The organism is Luteimonas mephitis DSM 12574 (assembly GCF_000422305.1).
Classification (GTDB): Bacteria; Pseudomonadota; Gammaproteobacteria; order Xanthomonadales; family Xanthomonadaceae; genus Luteimonas; species Luteimonas mephitis.
The window spans coordinates 644,445-661,629 of record NZ_KE383816.1 but is presented as its reverse complement, the minus strand read 5'-3'; the positions used below and the strand labels follow the sequence as shown (position 1 = coordinate 661,629).

Here is a 17,185-nt window from a genome sequence, read left to right as displayed (position 1 = left end):
GCGACGCACGCTGCCGGTCCGGCCAGCCCTCTCCCGGCATGGCCACCGGCGACGCGGGCCACGTTCCGTTTTCCTTCGCCCCGGGTCCGCCCGGGGTTCTTTTTGCCGGCGGGGCGGGGAACCTTGTGCCCGGCTGCAGGTCGAATGCGGCTTCGGAGCGGACCTCTCGGGCCCTGCGCTCACAGGTCCGGGACGCTCGTTCTGGCAGATTCCCGTCCCGAAGCGGCCTGAATCCGCGTTTCACCGATCCAGAACCACGGCAACCCGCGTTCGTGTTCCATGAATGGAATGCTGGGAACTTCCCCGCGAGTTAGCAGTCACATATGGACACTGCTAAAATGACGACCATGACCGCAACCACACTCAACCAGGCCCTCGTCCCCAACAATCTGCCCGTGCCCAGCGCGATCGGCTCGCTGGATGCCTATATCGGCGCGGTGCACCAGATCCCGGTGCTCTCCGTCGAGGACGAACAGGCGTTGGCGCACCGCTTCCGCAACGAAGACGATCTCGACGCGGCCCGCGAACTGGTGCACTCGCACTTGCGCTTCGTCGTGCACGTCGCGCGCGGCTACAACGGCTACGGCCTGCCGCTCGGCGACCTGATCCAGGAAGGCAACATCGGCTTGATGAAGGCGGTGAAGCGCTTCGACCCCGAAGTGGGCGTGCGCCTGGTGAGCTTTGCCGTGCACTGGATCCGCGCCGAGATGCACGAGTACATCCTCAAGAACTGGCGCATCGTCAAGGTCGCCACCACCAAGGCGCAGCGTAAGCTGTTCTTCAACCTGCGCAAGAGCAAGACCCGCCTGGGCTGGTTGAACGCCGCCGAAGTCACCGCCGTGGCCAACGACCTCAATGTTTCCGAGCGTGAAGTGCTGGAGATGGAGTCGCGCCTGTCCGGCCGCGACATCGGTTTCGACGCTCCCGCCGACGAGGACGACGACCACGCCCCGCCGTCGCCGGCCGCGTACCTGATGACCAGCGAGGAAGACCCCTCGCAGGCCTACGAGCGCATGGACAGCGAAGACCACCAGCTACAGCTGCTGCGCGAAGGGCTGGGCCAGCTGGACGAACGCTCGCGCGACATCATCAAGCGCCGCTGGCTGGACGACGAGAACAAGATCACCCTGCAGGAACTGGCCGACGAGTACGGCGTGTCCGCCGAACGCATCCGCCAGGTCGAGGCCAACGCGCTGAAGAAGATGAAGGCGCTGTTTGCCGCCTGAGTGCACTGGCTGGTGACTGCTGATTCGAAACGGCCCGGGCAACCGGGCCGCTTCTTTTGTAATCGATCCTGCCCAGGCGCGCTGTCCCGCAGGAGCGGCCCATGGCCGCGTGCTCCTGGTGTTCGTCGCGAAAGCACGCGGCCATGGGCCGCTCCTACGGGATCGATGTATCCCTCAATCCGCGTCGCGGCCCAGGATGATCCGCGCCGCGCGCTGGTAGCTCCAGTACGCCCAGGTCCAGTTGAGCATCACCACCAGCCGGTTGCGGAATCCGATCAGGAAGAAGATGTGCGCGGTGAGCCAGAACCACCACGCCAGCGCGCCGGAAATTTTCAGTTTTCCCAGATGCACCACCGCGGCCATGCGGCCGATGGTGGCGAGGTTGCCGTAGTCGCGATAGCGGAACGGCGGTGCCGGCTTGCCTTCGATGCGCGCGCGGATCGCGGCGGCGACGTGGCGGCCCATCTGCTTGGCCGCGGGCGCAACGCCGGGCACCGGCTTGCCGCCTTGTTGCACCGAAGCGAGGTCGCCGGCGACGAACACGTCCGGCAGGCCCGGCACGGACAGATCCGCTTCCACCGGCACGCGGCCGGCGCGGTCGAGCGGTACGCCGAGCGCGCGCGCCAGCGGCGATGCGGCCACGCCCGCGGCCCACAGCACGGTGCGCGCGGCGATGCGCTCGTCGCCGAGCAGCACGCCATCGGCATCGATCGCGTTCACGGGTACGCCGGTGCGGACTTCCACGCCAAGCTGCTGCAGTTGCCGGCGCGCCTTCTCCGACAGTGATTCGGGGAACGTCGACAGCACCCGCGGCCCGGCTTCGAGCAGCATCACGCGCGCGTCGCGCGGTTCGATGTTGCGGAACTCGCGCTTCAGCGTGTGCCGCGCGATCTCCGCGAGCGTGCCGGCCAGCTCCACGCCGGTCGGTCCGCCGCCGACGATGGCGAAGGTCAGCAGCGCGCGCTTCGCCGCCGGGTCGGTTTCCGCTTCCGCGCGCTCGAACGCCGACAGGATGCGGCGACGGATGTGCAGCGCGTCGTCGAGCGTCTTCAGTCCCGGCGCGTGCGCGGCCCACTCGTCGTGGCCGAAATAGGCGTGGGTGGCGCCGCTGGCCAGCAGCAGGATGTCATAGCGCAGCGGTTCGCCGCGTTCGAGCCGCACCTCGCGCGCACCGGTGTCGATGCCGGCCACCGTTTCCATCAGTACGGTGACGTTGCGCTGCCACTGCAGGATGTGGCGCAGCGGCGCGGCGATGTCCGGCGCCGACAGCCCGGCGGTGGCGACCTGGTACAGCAGCGGCTGGAACAGGTGGTGGTTGCCGCGGTCGACCAGGGTGATGCGCACCGGCGCCTTCGCCAGCGCGCGGGTGGCCCACAGGCCGGCGAAGCCGCCGCCGATGACGACGACGTGCGGGCGCGCGTCGCCGCCCGGGCTCCGGGAACTGTCCATGTGGCCTCGTGGTCGCGGGAAACATGCGAATGATGACGCTTCGTGCGTCACGGTGCATGCAGTGGCGGCGGCGCGCGCGTTCCGCCCGCCGCGAGCGGGCGCCGTCGATCACCTGCCATGCCGTCGACGCCTGTGCGGCATCTTCGCGATACCGCAGGGCCGGTTGCGCTAGGCTTTGGCGCATCGCCGCCCGCTGGAACCAGGCCATGCCCGACAACGAGAAACGCATCGCGCTGCTGATCGACGCCGACAACGCGCCGGCGTCGAAGATCGACGTCATCCTCGCCGAAGTCGCGCGCCACGGCGTGGCCAACGTGCGCCGCGCCTACGGCAACTGGAAGAGCCAGCACTTGAACGGCTGGGAGAAGGTGCTGCACACCTACGCGATCCGGCCGATCCAGCAGTTCGCGTACTCCACCGGCAAGAACGCGTCGGACATGGCGATGGTGATCGACGCGATGGACCTGCTGTACGCGCGCAACCTGGACGGTTTCGCGATCGTCTCCAGCGACGCCGACTTCACCCCGCTGGTGATGCGCCTGCGCAACGACGGCGTGGCCGTCTACGGTTTCGGCGAGGAAAAGACGCCCGAGCCCTTCGTCAAGGCGTGCTCGGTGTTCCTGTACCTGGAGAAACTCGGCGCGCCGGAAGGAACGCGCGATGCCAGCGCCGCCAATCCACGCGCGCGCAGCACGCGCGAGCTGCAAGGCGACGCCGCATTGGCGCGCATCCTGCGCAACGCGGTCGACGCCGCGCAGGGCGACGACGGCTGGTCGCACCTGGGCGCGGTCGGCAGCCACATCAGCAACCAGGGCTCGTTCGATTCGCGCAACTACGGCTACCGCAAGCTCAGCGACCTGATCGAGGCGACCGGGCTGTTCGAGGTGCAGAAGAACGGGCAGTCGCTGTCGGTGCGGGCGAAGAAGACGGCGCCACCGCGCAAGCGGGCGGGCAAGAAGGCGGCCGGCTGAAGGAAACGCAGCGTTCGCGGCTAATACAGATCCACCGGATCCACGTCCAGCGACCAGCGCACCTTGCGTGCGTCGGGCAGGGCGTGCAGCGCAGGCACCACCGCATCGAGCGCGCCATGCAGCGCGCGACGGTTCGCGGCCGACACCAGCAGCTGCGCGCGATGCATGCCTGCGCGCCGCGGCATTGGTGCGGACAGCGGGCCGTGCAGTTCCAGCAACGTCTCCCTGCTGTTGTCGGGTGAGGGCTGCGCGTCGTCCGGTGCCGCGCGGGAGGCAAGCCTTTCCCGTGCTGCCGCAAAAGGCAGCAGCAGGTTCTTCGCCGCTTGCAGGAACTGCATCGGCGCGTCGGCGTGCTTGGCCTCCGCGCGCAGCAGCGCCAGGTGCGCGAACGGCGGAAAGCCTGCGGCCTCGCGCTGGGCGAGCTCTTCTTCCGCAAACGCGTGGTAGCCGCCGGCGATCAGCGTCTGCAGCAGCGGATGCCCGGGGTGGTGGGTCTGCAGCAGGACCTCGCCGGGTTTGTCGGCGCGGCCGGCGCGACCGGCGACCTGGATCAGCAGCTGCGCGAGTTTCTCGCCGGCGCGGAAATCAGCCGAGAACAGGCCTTCGTCGATCCCCACCACGCACACCAGCGTGAGGTTCGGCAGGTCGTGGCCCTTGGCCAGCATCTGGGTGCCGATCAGCACGCCGGCGCGTGCGCCGAAGGCGTCGAGGTGCTTGCCCAGCGCGTCCTTGCCGCGCGTGCTGCCGCGGTCGATGCGCAGCACCGGCACCGCATTGAAGCGCTGCGCCAGCAGTTCCTCGATGCGCTCAGTGCCGATGCCCTGCGGCTGCAGCGCCAGGCTCGCGCAGTCGGGGCAGGCCAGCGGCACCGGTTGGCGCGCACCGCAGTGGTGGCACTGCAGGCGGCGGCCGCCGGCATGCACCGTCATCGGCGTGCCCTGCAGCGGCGTGCTGCAGCGCCTGCACTGCGCGCTCCAGCCGCAGTCGTGGCACAGCAGCACCGGCGCGTAGCCGCGGCGGTTCTTGAACACCAGCACCTGGCCGCCGGCATCGAGCGCCTTGCCGGCCGCGTCGAGCAGTTCCGCCGATAGGCCGGCGTCGAGCGGTCGCTTGCGCACGTCCAGCACCCGCACCCGCGGCGGCTTCGCCTCGCCCGCGCGGCGGCTCAGGCGCAGGTGCGCGTAGCGGCCGGCGCGTGCGTTGTGCAGCGATTCGAGCGACGGCGTGGCGCTGCCCAGCAGCACCGGCACGCCCAGCGCCTTGCCGCGCACCAGGGCGAAGTCGCGCGCGTGGTAGCGGATGCCGTCCTGCTGCTTGTAGCTGCCGTCGTGTTCTTCGTCGATCACGATCAGGCCGGCCTCGGGCAGCGGCGTGAACACCGCCGAGCGCGTGCCGACCACCACCCGCGCCTCGCCGCGCAGCGCCGCGGCCCAAGTGCGCGCGCGTTCGCCGTCGTTCAAGCCCGAGTGCGTTGCGTGCACCGGTACGCCCAGGCGCGCGCGGAAGCGTGACAGCAGCTGGGGGGTCAGGCCGATCTCAGGCACCAGCACCAGCGCCTGCCTGCCGCGCGCCAGGCAATCGGCGATGGCCTGCAGGTAGACCTCGGTCTTGCCGCTGCCGGTGACGCCGTCGAGCAGCAACGCGGCGAAGCCCTCGGTATCGCGGAGCGTCGCGATGGCTTCGGCCTGTTCGTCGTTGGGCTCGGGGCCGGGCTGCGGCGCGGGTGCCAGCTGCGAGGCGGGGATGGCGATGCGTTCGGCCAGCGCGCGCTTGGCCAGCGCGCGCGCCGCGGCGCGCCAGTCGTCCATCAGGCCGTCGAGCGCATCTTCGTCGCGCGCGGCTTCGTGCAGCAGCTCGGCCAGCCGCCGCGGCCGGCTGCCGGCGCGCAGGCCAGGCAGGCTGGTGGCGCCGGCTTCGGTCAGCCGCCACGCCCAGGCGTGGGTGTCGGGCAGCGGCTCGCCTCGGCGCAGGGAGGCGGGCAGGGCAGTGGCCAGCACTTCGCCCAGCGGCGCATGGGTGTAGCGCGCCAGCCAGCGCAGTGAATCGAACAGTTCGCCGCGCAGCAGCGGCTCGGCGTCGAGGCAGGCGAGCGCCTCGCGCAGTTCAGGCATGCCACCGGCGGCCCCGTCACCGGCCGGCGCGGCCACGCCGGCCACCACGCCGACCAGCTCGCGCGGCCCGAACGGCACCCGCACGCGGCATCCGGCCAGCGCCGGCGTGGCCGCCACCCCCTCTGGCGAGCGGTAGTCGAACAGGCGCGGCAGCGGCAGCGGCAGGGCGACCTGCAGGGCGGAAACATCGGCGGGCATCGTGGAAGTCTAGCGGTCGCCGCTGCCCGCCACTTCCCGATGCGCGTTTGCGTGCGATAGCTCGGTTCGTTCCCACCAATGCCCTGCAAGTTGCCGCGGGACATAGGGTTTTCCCCTTATCCACATCGCGTGTGGATAAGTCTGTGCATCGCGTTCCGGTTGGGGGCAAACGGCACGGTAAAACAAGCCGGATCGGCGACTTGGTCAAAAAAGTGCCAAACCGAAGTCCTTTAGTAAAATCAATGACTTGCCCGTGAAACAACCGATGCATGCGGGAACGGGTTGCGGCGCCGTCAAGCTTTGTGACGAGTCCATGACCGCTGTGCACAACCGATTTCGCCGATAGCCGTGCCCTTGGCGATTTTTCCCGTTTCGTCAAGGGGCAGGTGCGCCGGCGCGGCGGCTATGATGCGGGGCGATCACACCGAGCCCATGATGCCGCGCACTGTCCACGAAGCCGCTTCGGCACCGGCCGCCCTGACGGCTTTCCTGCGTGGCGTCGAGCGCCGCGGCGCGGTCTTCGCCCAGCTCCAGGTCGGCGACGCCGCGACCGGCGACCGCGCCCTGGTCGCCGCGATGCGGGCGTTCCGGCTGCCCGCGGCGAGGATCCCGCTGTCGGACTGGCCGCGCCAGTTCTGGACCCTGCTGCTGGCCACGCCGGAGCTGCGCGAACAGCCGGCGGCACCCGCCTGGGGCAGCGGTTTCGGCCATCTCGCCGGGATCGGCCGCGGCCCGCGCGCCGCGCTGCTGCTGCGGCTGGTGGCCGGCCTGCCCGAGGCCGAGGCCGCGACGGTGCTCGGCGTGGCCCGGCCGACGTACCGGCTGGCACTGCAGCGCGCGCTCCCGCACGGCGACGACGGCCAGCCCGACATGCCGGGCTGGCGGATGCTGGGCGAAGCGGCGCGGCACGCGGTGCGCGACCTGTCGGCCGAACGCATGGCACAGCTGGCGCGGATGCGCGAGGCCGCGGCGCACGGCCGCCGCCTCGACCTGCCGGCGGCCGCCGCACGCAAGCGCGATCCCGACGCACCCGCGCCGTGGCGGGGGCCGGCGATGGTCGCGGCTGCCGCGGCCTGCCTGCTGGCGTTCGCGGCCACCTTCCTGCCGATGTTCGACGGCCAGGCCGATGGCTCACCGACGTCGCGGATCGAGATCGTCCCGCTGCCGCCCGCGCAGGCGCCCGAATCCACCTTCGACGCCCGTGCCGCCCTGCTCACCCATCCGGATTTCGACCTGCTCGCCGATGCGACCGACGAAGCGGCCGCACGCGATCCCGGCTTCTACGCATGGCTTGCCGCGGGCGCCAAGGGGCCCACGGCGACGGAAGGCGCCGACTACGACGCGACCCCGGCGCCGGACGCGCCGGTGGACGCCGAGGCACCCACGGAAACCGAAGATGTGTTCTGACTTCCTCCGCAGCGCATGCCTTGCGCTGGCACTGGTGTTGGCGCCCGGCGCGGTCGCCCAGTCGTTGCCGCCGGCCCTGCTTGAAAAAGCACAGGCGCTGCCGGCGCCGACCGGCGATGAACTCAGGCGGCATGCCGCGGTGCTGGCGGCGATGACGCCGGCGCAGCGCGCGGCGTTCGAACAGCGGGTCGCGCAGTGGGACGCCCAGGTTCCGGCCGCGCAGCGCGAGCGGCGGGAAGCCTGGCAGGCGTGGCGCGCGCTGCCCGAGGCCGAACGCCAGCAGTTGCGCGCCGCCGCGGCGGCATTTTCGGCGATGCCGCCGGACCAGCAGCAGACGCTGCGGACGCAGTACGACGCGCTGGACGGCAGCGAGCGCCGCGGCTGGCTGCTCGGGCCGGTCCTGGGAACCATCTACCCGAAGCTGCACGCGCTGGTCGCGCAGGTACCGCCCGCGCAGCGCGAGGCGCTGCTCGAAGCGCTGCGCGCGCTGTCGCCGGAAGGTCGCGCGGACCTGGCGGTGCTGGCGCAGCGCACGCCGCCGCAGGCGCGCGACGCCCTGCGCACGGAGCTTCTGGCGCAGCCTGCGCCGCAGCGCGATGCCTGGCTGCGCGCCCGCTTGCGCCAGTAGGTCGGCGCCTGCGGTTACCCGGAGCGCAGGCCCGGTTGCGCCGCGCGCGCACTGCATCGTCCATGCCGCCGCAGGCGCGGTCTCGGCCGCGAGCTTGTCCCGGGATGCCGCCCGCGTCGCCGGGAGAACGCGCGGGCGAAGCTGCGCACGCGATGACGCCTGCGCGTCAAGCGCAGGGCATTGCCGCGGCTACCCGTAGACCACGGCGAACATCGCGGTGAACGCGGCGCCGAAGCCCAGCAGCATCACGTAGCAGAAGCCGAGCACCGAGTATTTCAGCAGCGTCATCGTCCAGCCCTGTCCGTAGATTCGCTTCTGCATCAGCAGCAGGTACAGCGGCATCCACGCCCACAGCAAGCCTTCGATCCAGCTGAACAGGCCGTGCAGTACGCCCGGATCCGGTGCCAGCCAGCGCTGCAGTGCCATCGTCGCGAAGATCAGCAGCACCGCCAGGCACATGAAGGCGTGGCTGTGCAGCGCCACCAGCAGGTGTTCCATGTACAGCCGTCGCTTGAACACGTAGGCGACCTTCAGCATCAGCGCGAACAGCGGCAGCAGGATGAACAGCGTCGACGGCACCGCGCCGAGGAAGCTGTCCTTGAGGAACTCCTGGTCGGTGCGCAGGCGGATGATGTTGGTCCTCGCGCGCCCGACCTGGGCATTGAGCCAGTCGTTGGCGAAGTCCGGCCACCAGGACACGGTGAGCGGGTTGGTCTTCGGGTCCCACTCCCTGCCGTTGAAGGACAGGGTGGTTTCGTTGTCGGCGCCAGCCCCGGTGTTTGCACCGGCGCCAGCATCTGCACCCGCGGCTGGGGCCGAGGCGGCATCGGCGGCGGCGGGAGGCGGCGTCGAGGCGTCGTCGCGCTGCGCCGATCCGCTGGCCGCTGCGGCCGCATCCGGCGACGGGGAAACCGGCGAGGTGGAGGCCGGCGCCTGCGTCGCCGCTTTCCGCGCGGCCTTCTCGGCTGCCTTCGCCGCGCGGCGTTCGAGCTTGCGGATGCGCGCCTCGGCGCTGTTGCGGATCGCCTTCTCGGCGATCCCGAATCCGACATCGACCCCCGGAACGCCTTCGGCATCCGGGTTGCGCGCCTGCGCCAGTTCGGCAAGCGCCTTGTCGCGCTGGCGGATGACTTCGTCGACCGTCTGCACCTGCGAGAAGCTTGCGTCGGTCGGGCCCTTGTCATCGTCCAGGTTGATGTCGCCGAAGCTCAGCATCAGCTGCGCGACGAAGAAGGTGACGATCGCCAGGGTCACGAACAGCCGCACCGGACTGACATAGCGCACCCGGCGGCCGGAGAAGTACTCGCGGGTGAGGAAGGCCGGCCGCAGCAGCAGCGGCCCCAGCGTGCGCGGCAGCCGCGCATCCCAGTTGAGCACGGTGTCGGCGAAATCGCCGGCGATGCTGGAGAAGTGGCGCACCAGGCCCTTGATCGGCTGGCCGCAGGCATAGCAGTACTCGCCCAGCAGCGGCGAGCCGCAATTGCCGCAGTTGCCGCGTCCCTGCGAAGCGGGCAGCGGCGGTGGTGCCGGCGTCGACGTCGGCGTCGGCGTCGCAGCGCCGGGCGTGTGGTCGTTCTCGTGCATGTGATGATCCTTTGGCGCTGCCATCGCGGCGCGCAGGTCTTCCCCCGAAGCCCGGTAACATAGCCGCCTGCCGCAACCCGGCGCCAGCGTCCGACAGCTGATCGGCGCGCGGCCGCAGTCGCGCGACACGCACGTTTCCCCCATGTCCCTGCTCATCGACAGTCCCGCGCGCTTCCGTGGCGAGGTGCGCACCACCGCGGTGCTCGCCGCGCCGCTGGTCGTCGGCCACGTCTCCACCGGCCTGATCGGGTTCGTCGACGCCGTGCTCGCCGGCCACCACGGCACCACCACGCTGGCCGCGGTGTCGGTCGGCACGGCGCTGTTCTGGCTGCCGATGATGATCCCGATGGGCACGCTGATGGCGCTGCCGCCATCGGTGTCGCAGCTCGCCGGCGCCGGGCGACATGGCGAGATCGGGCCGCTGTTCCGGCAGTCGCTGTGGCTGGGCGCCGGGCTGGGCCTGCTGCTGTTCGCGTTCATGAGCCTGGCGGTGTTCGCGCTGGAGCCGATGGGCATCGCGCCCGAGATCCGCCCCGGCGCCGCCGACTTCCTGCGCGGCATCCGCTGGGGCGTGCCGGCGCTGACCCTGTACTACTGCATGCGCTACCTCAGCGACGGCATGCACTGGACGCTGCCGACGATGGTGCTCGGCTTCGGCGGGCTGCTGGTGCTGCTGCCGCTGGGCTGGGTACTGACGTTCGGCGAGTTCGGGTTTCCCGAGATGGGCGCCGGCGGCCTCGGCATCGCCTCGGCGATCATGCTGTGGGCACAGATGCTGGCGTTCGCCGCGTATCTCGCGCGGTCGAAGCGTTTCGCGTCGCTGGGGTTGTTCGTGCGCTTCTTCACCCTGTCCAACCGGCCGCGCTGGGCGCCGATCCGCGGCCTGCTCGCCACCGGCCTGCCGATCGGGGTGACGGTGCTGATGGAAGGCGGGTTGTTCATCGTCACCGCGCTGCTGATCGGCCGACTGGGCGACGTGCCCGCGGCCGCGCACCAGATCGCGATCAACGTCGCCAGCCTGTGCTTCATGGTCCCGTTCGGCCTGGCCGAGGCGACCACGGTGCGGGTCGGGCATGCGGTGGGGCAGGGCCGCGGCAGCCACGGCGTGCGCCAGGCGGCGTTCGCCGGCGGCGTGCTGGTCCTGGCCACCCAGCTCACCGGCGGCACGATCCTGCTGCTCGGCCACGACCACATCGTCGCGCTGTACACCCGCGACGCGGTGGTGGCGGCGCTGGCGTCGTCGCTGCTGCTGTACGCCGCGGCGTTCCAGTTTCCCGACGGCATCCAGGTGCTGTCGGCCGGCGCGCTGCGCGGGCTCAAGGACACGCGGGTGCCGATGCTGCTGGCGGCCTGCGCCTACTGGGGCGTCGGCATGCCGCTGGGCGCCGGGCTCGGACTGGGCCTGGGCTGGGGGCCGCGCGGGATGTGGATCGGCCTGATCGCCGGGCTTGTCGTTGCCTCGATCCTGCTGGGCACGCGGTTCCTGCGGTCGTCGCGCGATACGCACGTGGTCACGGTGACCGATGGCGCATGAAACCGTGATCGCCGGCAGGCTATCCTGCCGCATCGGCCGGCATTCCACCCGGTAGGAGCGCCCCATGGGCGCGATGGCATGACCGGGAAAGCCATCGCGCCCATGGGGCGCTCCTGCGGGAACATCGGCCTTCGGAACCACCTGGAGTCTTGAGCATGAACCAGCCCCCCCAGGGCAACCGCCACGGCCCCGTCGCCGCGTTCTTCGTCTTCGTCTGGGACGCGATGAACTTCGTCCGGCGGCTGGCGTTCAACATCCTCTTCTTCGGCCTGCTGCTGGTGCTGCTGTTCGCGATGGCGGCGGCCGGGCGTATCGCGCCGCTGCAGGACAAGACCACCCTGGTGATCGCGCCGGAAGGCGCGCTGGTCGAGCAGTACAGCATCGATCCGGGCATGCGCGCGTTCAACGCGATCAGCGGCAACGGCGCGCGCGAGGTGCAGCTGCGCGACCTGCTGCGCGCGATCGACGCGGCGCGCACCGACAAGCACATCGAGCGCGTGCTGCTGCGGGTGGACCGCCTGGCGTTCTCCGGCTACGCCTCGATCCGCGAGGTCGCCGCGGCGCTGGCGAAGTTGCGCGCGTCGGGCAAGCAGGTGGTCGCGTTCGGCGAGAACCTCGACCAGATGCAGTACCTGCTGGCCGCGCAGGCCGACGAGGTGTACCTCGACCCGATGGGCGGGCTGCTGCTCGAAGGCCTCGGCCGCTACCACCAGTTTTATCGCGAGGGCCTGCAGGACAAGCTCGGCGTCGACGTGCACGTGTTCAAGGTGGGCGAATACAAGTCGGCGGTCGAGCCGTACATCCTCGACGCCGCGTCGCCGGAGGCCAAGGAAGCCGACCTGTACTGGATGAACGACGTCTGGCAGCGCTACCTGGGCGACATCGCCAAGGCGCGCAAGCTCACGCCCGCGCAGCTGGCGGCCGACATCGACAGCCTGCCGGCCCGGATCGAGGGCGTCGGTGGCGACCTGGCGAAGTACGCGCTGCAGCAGAAGCTGGTCGACGGCCTAAAGACGCGCGAGGAAGTGGAAGATCTGCTGGTCGAGCGCGGCGTCGCCGACGCCGATGCCGACGGTGGCTTCCGCCAGGTCTCGCTCGATGGCTACCTGCAGCACCTGGACCGCACCCTGTCGCCGGTGGACGAACGCCCGCAGGTGGCGGTGGTGGTCGCCGAGGGCGCGATTGCCGGCGGCGAGCAGCCCGCGGGCAGCATCGGTGGCGAGTCCACCGCCGCGCTGCTGCGCGGCGCGCGCGACGACGATGACGTCAAGGCGGTGGTCCTGCGCGTCGACTCGCCCGGCGGCGAGGTCTACGCCTCGGAGCAGATCCGCCGCGAAGTGGTGGCGCTGCAGAAGGCCGGCAAGCCCGTGGTGGTGTCGATGGGCGACCTGGCCGCGTCCGGCGGCTACTGGATCAGCATGAACGCCGACCGCATCTACGCCGACCCGTCGACGATCACCGGCTCGATCGGCATCTTCGGCATGATCCCGACCATCCCGCGCACGCTGGAGAAGATCGGCGTGCATACCGATGGCGTCGGCACCACCAGGTTCGCCGGGGCGTTCGACATCACCCGGCCGCTGGATCCGGAAGTCGGGCGGGTGGTGCAGTCGGTGATCGACAAGGGTTATCGCGATTTCACCGGCCGCGTCGCACAGGCGCGCAAGCGCACGGTGGAACAGGTCGACGAGGTGGCGCGCGGCCGCGTGTGGAGCGGGGCGCAGGCGAAGGAGCGCGGCCTGGTCGATGCCTTCGGCGGCCTGCGCGACGCGATCGACGATGCCGCCGCGCGCGCCAAGCTCGGCAAGGAAGGCGATTACCGCGTGCGCTACATCGAAAAGATGGCCACACCCTTCCAGCGCTTGTTCAGCGGCTTCGCCGGCAGTCGCATCGGCGGCGCATGGCTGCGGCATTCGGAGTTCGCGCGCGAGATGGCCGGCGTGGCGGTGCTCGCCAACGCGGTGCCGCAGGCGCGGCGCGACCTGCAGTTCCTCGACGCGGCGATCGCCCGTCCCGGGCAGCCGGTCAAGGCGCTGGCGTATTGCCTCTGCGGGTTCTGAGGTCACGCCTGCGCTCACGGCTTGAAGCCCTCCCCTCCAAGGGGAGGGTTGGGTGGGCATGGGTTTCCCCGCCGCCGCCGCGCATCGATCCTTCACGCTTGATGGGTCGCGGGGTGCCGGGGGCGTTGCCCCGACCTACGTGATCTGGATGGCGAACAACGCCCCGACTCCGCGCCTCAGCCGCCGGCGGCCGCGTCGATCGCCGCCTTCTGCGTGTCCGCCGCGTCCTGCACCGCGCCCTCGACCGCCTTCGCTTTCTCGATCGGCGCCTGGATCGCGTTGCGCAGCCGCGTGTCCGCCTGCGGTTCGGGCCGCTTTTCCGGCGGCGGTGGCGGCGGCCGCGTGCACGCCGCGCACGACAGCGCCAGCAGCAGCGCGCACGCGAGCGTCGTGCCGGGTGCGGATGGAATCGACATGGCGGCTTCCTCGAGGGGCCCGGCGCTATGCTACCCCCACCCCATCCCGGAACGCGTACATGGATCCGCATCGCTGGCGACTCGACGGGCAACTGGCGCTGGTAACCGGCGGCAGCGCCGGCATCGGCCGCGCGATCGCGCGCGAGCTGCTCGGCTTCGGCGCCAGCGTGCTGATGACCGCGCGCAACGGCGACCTGCTCGAAACCGCGCGCGACGAACTGGCCGACGAATTCCCCGACGGCGACGTGCGCGCGCTGATCGCCGACGTCGCCGACGACGAGCAGCGCCGCGAGCTGCTCGACTGGGTCGAGGACCAGGGCAACGGCCTCAACATCCTGGTCAACAACGCCGGCGGCAACCTCAGCAAGGGCGCGGTGGACTACACCGAGGACGAGTGGCGCGAGATCTTCGAGATCAACCTGTTCAGCGCCTTCGAACTGACCCGTTACGCCTATCCGCTGCTGACCAGGCATGCCGTGTCGAGCGTGGTGAATGTCGGCAGCGTCTCCGGCGAGACCCACGTGCGCAGCGGCGCGCCCTACGGCATGACCAAGGCGGCGATGCACCAGATGACCCGCAACCTCGCGGTCGAATGGGCCGAGGACGGCGTGCGCGTCAACGCCGTCGCGCCGTGGTACATCCGCACCCGCCGCACCTCGGAAAAACTCTCCGACCCGGACTATCTCGACGAAGTCCTGCTGCGCACGCCGATGGGCCGCGTCGGCGAACCCGAGGAAGTCGCCGCGGCGGTGGCGTTCCTGTGCCTGCCCGCGGCCGCCTACATCACCGGTGAATGCATCGCGGTGGACGGCGGGTTCCTGCGTTACGGATTCTGAGCGCCCCGCACATGGCATGAGCGATCGGACCCGCCACGCACCCGAACTGCTGCGCCGCCTGCTGCGCGCGAAAGACCGGATGGACGCCGCTTCGCACGAGGCCTGGCCTGTGCAGCGGCTGGCGCGCGTGAGCCACGTGTCCCCGGCCCACTTCGCGCGCGCGTTCAAGGATGCCTTCGGCATGCCGCCGCACCGCTACCTGCTCACGCGCCGGATCGAACGCGCCAGCGCGCTGCTGCGCGACACCGACCAGCCGATCCTCGACATCGCCCTGCAGACCGGATGGAACAGCCTGGGCACGTTCGGCCGCACCTTTCGCGACGTCACCGGCGAGAGCCCGCGCGAACTGCGCGCGCGCGCGCAATCCGCCGCGCATGCACTCGACCAGGTCCCCGGCTGCTTCGTCAGTGCCGCGCAACGGCCCGGCCTCACCATCGCAGTTTCGGAGAAGCGGCGGCGGGAGGCGGGCGATACGGTGGTCGCCCCCAACAAGAAGGAAAGCCCATGAACCACAGCGCACTGGCAAACGACATCGCGGTCACCGGCCTGGTCATCGGCCTGTACGTGCACGACCAGGATGAAGCCCACGACTTCTACGTCGGCAAGCTCGGCTTCCGCGTCCATACGGACGCCCGCAACGGCGACTACCGCTGGCTGACCGTGCAGCACCCGGACCAGCCCGCGTTCCAGCTCGGCCTGTTTGCCCCGCAGCCGCCGACCGTGGACGAGTACACCGCCAAAACCCTGCGCGAAGCCGTCGCCAAGGGCGCGATGCCGCCGCTGGTCCTGGTCGTCGACGACTGCCGGGCCGCGTATGAGCGCCTGCGCGCGCGGGGGGTGGAATTCACCCAGGAGCCGACCGAACGCTACGGCAGCGTGGATGCGAATTTCCGCGATCCCTCTGGCAACGGGTGGAAAATGATCGAGGCGCGGAAAGCGTCCGCCTGAGCTGCGGGTGCCAGTCCCGGCGCGGTGCGGTGGCCTGCAGTGTCGTCGCACTTCGCGGAAGTTCGCCGCGCCGCGGTTGCGCGCGGAGCATCGCGGGAAGAGCCGTTCGTAAAGCCGCCGGCGTTCGTCGCGGGCGGCCGCCGCTTGCCATGCGGCCGGGAGGGTATTCTGGCCGCGCGTGGGGCACGGCGCGGCAGGACCCGTGTTTCCCACGCCCTCGGAATCTCCCGGCGGCCGCCCACTTCCCCAGGAAACCGCGATGCACAAGACACTTCCTTCGTCCGAATATCTCGTACTCTCGCGAGGCCAGTGGGACGAACACCTGTCGCCTGAGGAGATCCAGGCTGCGATCGACGCGTTCTACGCCTGGCACGGGCGGCTCGTGGACGAAGGCCGGATGCGGGCCGGGCAGCGGCTGGCGCGCGAGGGCCGGCGGGTGTCGAGGCAAGCGGTGACCGACGGGCCGTTCGGCGAGAGCAAGGAGCTCATCGGCGGCTACTGGCACGTCCTCGCCCGCAGCCTAGACGAGGCCGCGGCGCTCATGGCGCAGAATCCGACGCTGGCCTGCGGGCTGTCGTTCGAAGTCCGGCCGATCGATCCGGAGCGCGCCAGCGCCTGGGTGGCGAGCAACGAGACGCCGCCGGCGCGCAGCTGATCGAATTCAACCGCAAGACCCGGATATCGGCCGCGCGCCGGCATCCCCAGACTGGCTTCCTGCACACGAACGGGAGCGCACAATGCACGCCATCATGGACAAGACCGGTTTCGCCAGCGACACCGAGCGCGACCCGCGCTGGGCCGCGGTGCTGGCCCGTGACTCGCGCGCCGACGGCCGCTTCTGGTACTCGGTGGCGTCCACCGGCGTGTACTGCCGCCCGTCCTGCGCGTCGCGCCGCGCGCGGCCGGAGAACGTGCGCTTCCACGCCAGTTGCGCCGACGCCGAGCGCGCCGGCTTCCGGCCCTGCAAGCGCTGTCGCCCGGACCAGCCCGGCCTGCACGCGCGGCAGGCGGCGATGGTGGCCGACGCCTGCCGCCTGATCGAGAGCGCCGAACAGGCGCCCGGCCTGGCCACGCTGGCGGCGCTCGCGGGACTGAGTCAGTTCCACTTCCATCGCGTCTTCAAGGCGGTCACCGGCGTGACGCCGAAGGCCTATGCGTCCGCACATCGCGCCCGTCGCGTCCGCAGTGAACTGGCGCGCAGCGATTCGGTGACCGCCGCGGTGTACGACGCCGGCTACAACGCCAGCGGCCGCTTCTACGCGCAGGCCGGCGCGATGCTGGGCATGCGCCCGGGCGAGTTTCGCGCTGGCGGGGCCAACACCGCGATCCGCTTCGCGATCGGGGAATGCTCGCTGGGCGCGATCCTGGTCGCGGCCAGCGGGCGCGGCATCTGCGCGATCACGATCGGCGACGACCCGGATGCGCTTGCGCGCGAGCTGCAGGACCAGTTCGGCGAGGCCGAACTGATCGGCGGCGACGCGGGCTTCGAACGGCTGGTCGCGCAGGTGGTGGGGTTCGTCGAGGCGCCGCGGATCGGCCTCGACCTGCCGCTGGACGTGCGCGGCACCGCGTTCCAGCAGCGCGTGTGGCAGGCACTGCGCGCGATCCCGGCCGGTGCAACGGCGAGTTACAGCGAGATCGCGCGCGCGATCGGCGCGCCGAAGGCCACCCGCGCGGTGGCCGGTGCCTGTGCATCGAACCCGATCGCGGTGGCGATCCCCTGCCACCGCGTGGTGCGCAACGACGGCGGCCTGTCGGGTTATCGCTGGGGCGTGGAACGCAAGCGCGCGCTGCTCGAACGCGAGGCGCGCAAGTGA

15 protein-coding genes are annotated in these 17,185 nt (G+C 70.9%); 11 read left to right on the top strand and 4 right to left on the bottom strand.

Going from position 1 to position 17,185, the window contains the following annotated elements; genetic code table 11:
* Positions 1–338: 338 nt before the first annotated feature.
* Complete coding sequence (gene rpoH, locus H570_RS0113075) at positions 339–1,226, top strand: RNA polymerase sigma factor RpoH (protein WP_156899976.1); 888 nt, start codon at positions 339–341, stop codon at positions 1,224–1,226.
* A gap of 174 nt (positions 1,227–1,400) precedes the next feature.
* Here the strand turns inward: rpoH and H570_RS0113070 are convergent, their stop codons facing one another.
* Entirely contained in the window at positions 1,401–2,675 is a 1,275-nt protein-coding gene (locus tag H570_RS0113070; RefSeq protein ID WP_027081128.1) for an NAD(P)/FAD-dependent oxidoreductase, read from the bottom strand.
* Positions 2,676–2,881: 206 nt separating this feature from the next.
* Between H570_RS0113070 and H570_RS0113065 the strand changes: the two genes are divergently transcribed.
* Positions 2,882–3,646 (top strand): NYN domain-containing protein, encoded by a 765-nt coding sequence (locus H570_RS0113065; RefSeq protein ID WP_027081127.1) that lies wholly within the window; start codon positions 2,882–2,884, stop codon positions 3,644–3,646.
* 20 nt (positions 3,647–3,666) lie between these two features.
* On the opposite strand, the gene H570_RS0113060 is transcribed toward H570_RS0113065, so the two are convergent.
* Positions 3,667–5,955, bottom strand: coding sequence for a primosomal protein N' (locus H570_RS0113060; protein WP_027081126.1), 2,289 nt, complete (start codon positions 5,953–5,955; stop codon positions 3,667–3,669).
* Positions 5,956–6,387: 432 nt separating this feature from the next.
* Between H570_RS0113060 and H570_RS18340 the strand changes: the two genes are divergently transcribed.
* Entirely contained in the window at positions 6,388–7,362 is a 975-nt protein-coding gene (locus tag H570_RS18340; RefSeq protein WP_156899975.1) for a hypothetical protein, read from the top strand.
* Positions 7,352–7,990: a DUF3106 domain-containing protein gene (locus H570_RS0113050; RefSeq protein ID WP_051176385.1), complete on the top strand. Its 639-nt coding sequence runs from the start codon at positions 7,352–7,354 to the stop codon at positions 7,988–7,990. The genes H570_RS18340 and H570_RS0113050 overlap by 11 nt, the downstream gene beginning before the upstream one ends.
* Positions 7,991–8,179: 189 nt before the next feature.
* On the opposite strand, the gene H570_RS0113045 is transcribed toward H570_RS0113050, so the two are convergent.
* The gene (locus tag H570_RS0113045; RefSeq protein WP_027081124.1) at positions 8,180–9,574 is read right to left on the bottom strand and encodes a DUF3667 domain-containing protein; all 1,395 of its coding nucleotides are present in this window, start codon (positions 9,572–9,574) and stop codon (positions 8,180–8,182) included.
* Positions 9,575–9,716: 142 nt separating this feature from the next.
* Between H570_RS0113045 and H570_RS17570 the strand changes: the two genes are divergently transcribed.
* Both H570_RS17570 and sppA read left to right on the top strand, forming a co-directional pair.
* Positions 9,717–11,108, top strand: a complete 1,392-nt coding sequence (locus H570_RS17570) for an MATE family efflux transporter (protein WP_051176384.1) — start codon at positions 9,717–9,719, stop codon at positions 11,106–11,108.
* Positions 11,109–11,263: 155 nt separating this feature from the next.
* Entirely contained in the window at positions 11,264–13,168 is a 1,905-nt protein-coding gene (gene sppA, locus H570_RS0113035) for a signal peptide peptidase SppA (protein WP_027081123.1), read from the top strand.
* Between the two features lie 176 nt (positions 13,169–13,344).
* On the opposite strand, the gene H570_RS0113030 is transcribed toward sppA, so the two are convergent.
* The gene (locus tag H570_RS0113030) at positions 13,345–13,584 is read right to left on the bottom strand and encodes a hypothetical protein (protein WP_051176383.1); all 240 of its coding nucleotides are present in this window, start codon (positions 13,582–13,584) and stop codon (positions 13,345–13,347) included.
* Between the two features lie 59 nt (positions 13,585–13,643).
* Here H570_RS0113030 and H570_RS0113025 point away from each other — a divergent pair, with 59 nt between their 5' ends.
* From H570_RS0113025 to ada, 5 genes are all read left to right on the top strand, one after another.
* A complete protein-coding gene (locus H570_RS0113025; RefSeq protein WP_027081121.1) occupies positions 13,644–14,420 on the top strand; it encodes an SDR family oxidoreductase in 777 nt (258 codons plus the stop codon).
* A 16-nt stretch (positions 14,421–14,436) separates the two neighbouring features.
* Positions 14,437–14,928 (top strand): helix-turn-helix transcriptional regulator, encoded by a 492-nt coding sequence (locus H570_RS0113020; RefSeq protein WP_027081120.1) that lies wholly within the window; start codon positions 14,437–14,439, stop codon positions 14,926–14,928.
* The gene (locus H570_RS0113015) at positions 14,925–15,368 is read left to right on the top strand and encodes a VOC family protein (protein ID WP_051176382.1); all 444 of its coding nucleotides are present in this window, start codon (positions 14,925–14,927) and stop codon (positions 15,366–15,368) included. The genes H570_RS0113020 and H570_RS0113015 overlap by 4 nt, the downstream gene beginning before the upstream one ends.
* Before the next feature lie 259 nt (positions 15,369–15,627).
* Complete coding sequence (locus tag H570_RS0113010) at positions 15,628–16,023, top strand: YciI family protein (protein WP_027081118.1); 396 nt, start codon at positions 15,628–15,630, stop codon at positions 16,021–16,023.
* An 82-nt stretch (positions 16,024–16,105) separates the two neighbouring features.
* Complete coding sequence (ada, locus tag H570_RS0113005; protein WP_027081117.1) at positions 16,106–17,185, top strand: bifunctional DNA-binding transcriptional regulator/O6-methylguanine-DNA methyltransferase Ada; 1,080 nt, start codon at positions 16,106–16,108, stop codon at positions 17,183–17,185.